The following is a 5394-nucleotide window of genomic DNA, read 5'->3' as shown; positions in this document are numbered from 1 at the left end:
CGGCTTCGAGCTCGCGGGCGGATTCCGAAAAACTCTTGCGCGCCGCGGCCGAGGCCTTCGACCAGTCGGTTGCGGTGTAGAGACCCAGGTTGGTGAAGGTCGCGCCCTTGGTCTTCGTCGCCAGTTTCTTGAGCTCGGCGGTGAATTTTTCAAATCCCTTGAGCGCCTCGCCGCCCTCGAGTTCGATGAGCGCGCCCTTGGGCACGGCGTATTCCAGTCCCAGGCTGCCCGAGTAGTGGACGCCGGGTACATGGACGGATTTGCTCACTTCATCGACGGGCCGCTCGCTGACCACGCCCATATAGGTGCTGGGGGCCTGGATCAGGGTTTCGAGAATCTTGCGTTCTTTGGCTTTGAGCTTGGGGGCGGCGCTGGTTCCGCCGGGGACCAGGGTGCCGTCGAGATCGGCCAGCACGAAAAACTGGTAGGCATACCGAATCCGGTTCAGAATGATTTTCTGATTCTTGGAAAAAGCGTCCATGCCCGGCGCCGATCATCGGCGCGCTCCCCCCTTGCCGTGCTGCTCCGCCCGAGATTGCGAAGCGCGTCCGCACCGGAAAATGCGCCCGAAAACAGCCCCGCCAAGCGGGCGCAAAAGCGCCTTTGGGGGAGTCTGGAGCGGTGCATGCTGGTGCGAATCAGGTCGATTCTACCCAGAAATGCCTCTTTACGTCAATTTTTTGGGCATTCCGGGCATTAAAGCGCCCATTTGAGCCCCCGAGAGGGCCTCTCCACTGGCGGGAGACGGACCCTTCAGGCTACATTGAGCGCCCTCCAGCGGGTCCGGCTGCGTGCGGGTTGCCCCCTTTTTCGGGGCGCAGGCACGCGCGGCGCGGGGTCGCTAGGAATGCAGGAGCCAGGTCATGTCGGCACAGGCCGCTACAAAAGAAGGAGCCCCCAAGCTCAAAGCCCATTTCGAGAACCTCAGTGGAGGCCATCGCTACGACGTCTTCGATGTCATTTACCGCTGCCGCGAAACCGGCGAGCTGCTCCAGGTCGTTCACGACCCCAAGGCCCTGGCGGCGGTGCACGACGCGCAGGGGTGGAAAGACCTCTTCGACAGCCGCATCGGTTGCAACAACTGGCCCTACGGCTCGGGCGTGTGGGGCAAGAAGGAATTCGTCCTTCCCAACATCGACGACGAGAACGTCGTCTCCATGTACGAAGGCAACTCGAACCTTTTCTGGGCCGAGCGTTTCGGCAAGGAAGTAGGGGTCGAGGATCTGTGGATCAAGATGTGCGGCAACTCGCACACCGGTTCGTTCAAGGACCTGGGCATGACGGTGCTCGTCTCGGCGGTCAAGCAGATGATCGCCGATGGAAAGCAGATCCCGGCCGTGGCCTGCGCGTCGACCGGCGATACCTCGGCCGCGCTCAGCGCCTATGCCGCCGCCGCGGGCATTCCGGCCGTGGTGTTTCTGCCGCGCGACAAGGTTTCACTGGCCCAGCTCATCCAGCCCGTCGCCAACGGCGCGCTGGTGCTCTCGCTGGACACGGACTTCGACGGCTGCATGGAGATGGTGCAGAAGATCTGCACCCAGGAAAATCTCTATCTGGCCAACTCCATGAACTCGCTGCGCATCGAGGGGCAGAAGTCCATTTCGGTGGAGATCGTCCAGCAGTTCAACTGGACCGTGCCCGACTGGGTCGTGATTCCCGGCGGCAACCTGGGCAACGTCTCGGCGCTGGGCAAGGGATTCGAGCTCATGCGCAAGCTGGGCATGATCGACCGCGTGCCGCGCATCTGCTGCGCGCAGGCCGAACACGCCAACCCGCTCTACACGTCCTACAAGAACGGGTGGGCGCCGCTCGAGGCCATCACGGCGAAAAAGACGCTGGCCTCGGCCATTCAGATTGGCAACCCGGTTTCTTTCGACAAGGCGGTGAAGGTACTCAACCAGTTCGACGGCGTGGTCGAGCAGGCCAGCGAGCAGGAACTGGCCGACGCGGCCGCGCGCTGCGACCTGACGGGCACCTTCAACTGCCCGCACACGGGCGTCGCGCTGGCGGCGATGCTCAAGCTCAAAGAGCGCGACGAGATCAAGAAGGACGACCGCGTGGTGGTGATCAGCACCGCCCACGGGCTCAAGTTTACGGAGTTCAAGGTGGGCTACCACCGCGAGGAACTCGAAGGGATCAAGTCCACCTATCGCAACGTGCCGGTGGAACTGCCCAACGAATACGACGCAGTAAAGCGCGCCATCTACGAGCGCGTCGAGGCGATGCAGAAATAGCGTCGCGCGGGTGAAGCACCCGGCGCGGCCGGAGAGCAAGAAGCAAGAATGAGCGAGCAGAAGAAAAAGCTGGCGACCCTGGCGGTGCACGCCGGGGAAGAGGCCCCCAATTCGGGAGCCGCGGTGACGACGCCCATCTATGCGACGTCGACGTACATCTTCGCGAACACGAAGGAACTGTGCGACCACCATGAGGGCGTCGCCCACCGGATGGAGTACGGCCGTTACGGCAACCCCACGCAGATCGCGGCGGAGAAAAAGATCGCCGCCCTAGAGGGCGCCGAAGACGCGCTGCTCTTTTCCTCGGGCATGGCGGCGGTGACGACCACGCTGCTGGCGATGCTCTCCCAGGGCAACGACATCGTGCTGACCAGCGACTGCTACCGCAAGACGCGGCAGTTCTCCAACACCATGCTGCGCAAGTTCGGCGTGAACGTGCACTTTGTCGCCCCCGATGATTACGAGGGAATGGAAAAGCTCTTCGAGGAGAAGAAGCCGCGCCTGCTCATCAGCGAGTCGCCGACCAATCCTTATTTGAATGTGCTCGACCTCGAGCGCGTCGTGGCCATTGCCAAGAAGCACCGCATCAAGGTCCTCATCGATTCGACCTTTGCGACGCCGGTCAATCAGCGTCCGCTGGAATTCGGCGTGGATCTTGTCATGCACTCGGCGACCAAATACCTGGGCGGTCACAACGACCTGCTGGCCGGTGTGATCTGCGGCAGCGAGGCGCTCGTCGGCGCGATCCGCGACTGCCAGAGCATGCTCGGCGGGATTCTCGACGCGCACGCGGCTTATCTGCTCATCCGCGGACTCAAGACGCTCAGTCTGCGCGTGCAGCAGCAGAACGCCTCGGGCCAGCGCATCGCCGAGTGGCTTGAGTCCCACCCGAAGGTGACCCGCGTGCATTACCCGGGCCTGAAATCCCACCCGCACCACGAAGTGGCCGCGGCGCAGATGAAGGGCTTTGGCGGCGTGGTCTCCTTCGAGCTCGACGGAAAGCTCGAACAGATCTCGAAGTTCATTGACGCCTGCGAGATTCCCGGCATCGGCCCCAGCCTCGGCGGCGCCGAGAGCCTCATCGAGCAGCCCTCGCTGATGAGCTTCTACGAGCTCTCGAGCGAGGAGCGCCTCGCCGTGGGGATTAAAGACACGCTCGTGCGCTTTTCCATCGGCCTCGAAGACCCCGAGGACCTGATCGCCGACCTCGAGCAGGCGCTCACGAAACTCGGCTGAGCTGCAACTGACGAGCGGAAAGCACCGTCTCAATTGGCGACACCGCCCCCGCGCCGATGACTTTCGGTGTCGGGGGCGTTAATTTTAAGTCCATCATGACAAACACGAACTCACCCGGAAGAGCCCTCACGGCCGGCGCGATGCTGGCCCGGTTGACCTGCATGATCGGTTTGCTGGTCGCCGGATGCGCCTACCAGGGCGGGCAGATCAACGTGCCCAGCAACCCCGACTTTAGTCGCGTAAGCCGCGGCGCCACGGCGCAGGAAGTCCAGGACGCCCTGGGCGCGCCCGAGTTCATCGTCTCCCACGCGGCCGGCGGTTACGAGGCGACCTACAAATACACGACCGCCACCGGCCCGCGCTGGATGACCGTGATCTTCGATCGCGAAGGCAAGGTCGAGCAACGCCTGGCCGCCATCGACGCACGCGAGGCCCAGCGACTTGCCGACGCGGGGCGCGAACCCTTCATGGACAGCTCGTCCTGGGGCTCAGGCGAGGTGCGCGACCAGTGGTTCGAAACCCTCGCGGCAATTTCGCTTCGCGCGCGCGATCTCGATCCTGCGCGCCACGAGCGGCTGGCCCGCTTTTCCGACATGGAGCCGGGCCAGATCGAGGCCGAGCTCAACGTGCTGGCCGGAAAAATGAGCCTGCCGCTGCGCGTGCTCGATCCGGTTCCCGGCGCCGAGGGCGCCGTGCCCACGTGCTGCTACGTGGAGTTTGCCCTGCCCGGCGGTGTCTCCCCGATCAGCGGCGCGCGCATCGACATCGACCCGGCAGGGGCCCGCGCGCTGCGCAGCGCCGGGCGCAATGTATTCGTACGGGTGCTGGTGAGCCTGACCGACGACTGGAAGCTCGTCCTCTCGAGCGCGCGTGTTCACGACGCAGGCGCCAACGCGCCCCATGAAATTCAGTTCCAGCCCGGTGAGAACGCGCAGTCGCACATTCCAGTGGTCACGGAAATTCCTGCCGGCAGCGCCGGGCAGGCCGAACGGGCATCGCCTCTCTTCAGAAGCTCCGGCGGCGGGTCCTACGAGCGTGAGTGGGGTGTGGGCGGTGCCATTGGATTTGGCTACCCCACTGGCAGCTACGGCCACGGCATCCTCGCCACGGTGGGCGACAACGATCCCAACGGCGTCGCGAATCTCTACCTGGCGGGTCATCTCAATTACCGGCCGGCGCGCTGGGTGACGCTGAGCATGGTCACCGAATGGGAGCGCGCCGATGTCGATCTGCTGGGCGTGGATTTCGGCCGCATCGACACGGTTTCCCTGAGCGGCGAGATCAAGCTGCGCACCACCCACAGTGAGCCCTCGGCCGGTTTCATCCGTATCGGCGGCGGCTGGAACATCAACATGTGGAAGGAAAATCAGGCGAGTTGCACGGCCTGGGGCGGCTGCGCGATCGAGGCCGGGGGCGCGCCCCTGCTGCGCGTGGCCGGAGGATTTGATTTTGTGCAGGACGAATTCGAAACGGGTATCGAGTTCGGCTGGAAGTGGAACGATGCCGACGTTCAGATGAACCTGGGCGGCTCGCCGGTGCGCGACGATCTGGAACTGAGCTCCTTCTATATTTCCTATCGCTACAACCAGTTCCTGGAGTGGTAAGTCAGTGAAGAAAACAATTCTGCAAATGCTCCGGGTGGCGATGGTGGTGCCGGTGCTTCTGGCACTGGGCGCCTGTTACGACATCAACTATTTCTACGCCTCGCCCGACGTGATCATCTCGGGCCAGCCGACCAATCTCATCTGGGACGCCGACGACTACATCAACTGCGTCATCAACAACTCGATCGGCCCCGTGCCGGCCACCGGCGTCCTGACCGTCGCCCCGGTCGCGACCACGAGTTACGCACTCTATTGCTCCGACAGCGAAGAAGCCGACTTTGCGCAGACCCTGGTACTGGTGCTGCCGAGCGCCGCGCCCT

At 63.7% G+C, this 5394-nt stretch carries 5 protein-coding genes; 4 read left to right on the top strand and 1 reads right to left on the bottom strand.

Annotation, left to right across the window (positions count from 1 at the left end):
• Window positions 1-481, bottom strand: a 481-nt coding sequence (locus tag KDH09_11065) for a hypothetical protein (protein ID MCB0220226.1), incomplete at its 3' end; no start/stop codon positions are given.
• A gap of 382 nt (window positions 482-863) precedes the next feature.
• On the opposite strand from KDH09_11065, the gene thrC reads away from it, so the two are divergent.
• The 4 genes from thrC to KDH09_11045 all read left to right on the top strand — a co-directional run.
• A complete protein-coding gene (gene thrC / locus KDH09_11060) occupies window positions 864-2234 on the top strand; it encodes a threonine synthase (protein MCB0220225.1) in 1371 nt (456 codons plus the stop codon).
• A 48-nt stretch (window positions 2235-2282) separates the two neighbouring features.
• The gene (locus KDH09_11055; GenBank protein ID MCB0220224.1) at window positions 2283-3470 is read left to right on the top strand and encodes a PLP-dependent transferase; all 1188 of its coding nucleotides are present in this window, start codon (window positions 2283-2285) and stop codon (window positions 3468-3470) included.
• A gap of 95 nt (window positions 3471-3565) precedes the next feature.
• Window positions 3566-5074 (top strand): hypothetical protein, encoded by a 1509-nt coding sequence (locus tag KDH09_11050; protein MCB0220223.1) that lies wholly within the window; start codon window positions 3566-3568, stop codon window positions 5072-5074.
• A gap of 4 nt (window positions 5075-5078) precedes the next feature.
• Window positions 5079-5394, top strand: a 316-nt coding sequence (locus KDH09_11045) for a hypothetical protein (GenBank protein MCB0220222.1), incomplete at its 3' end; no start/stop codon positions are given.

The sequence above is a fragment of the Chrysiogenia bacterium genome, assembly GCA_020434085.1.
In the GTDB taxonomy this organism is placed as follows: Bacteria; JAGRBM01; JAGRBM01; order JAGRBM01; family JAGRBM01; genus JAGRBM01.
This window is presented reverse-complemented; position numbering and strand designations above follow the sequence as displayed.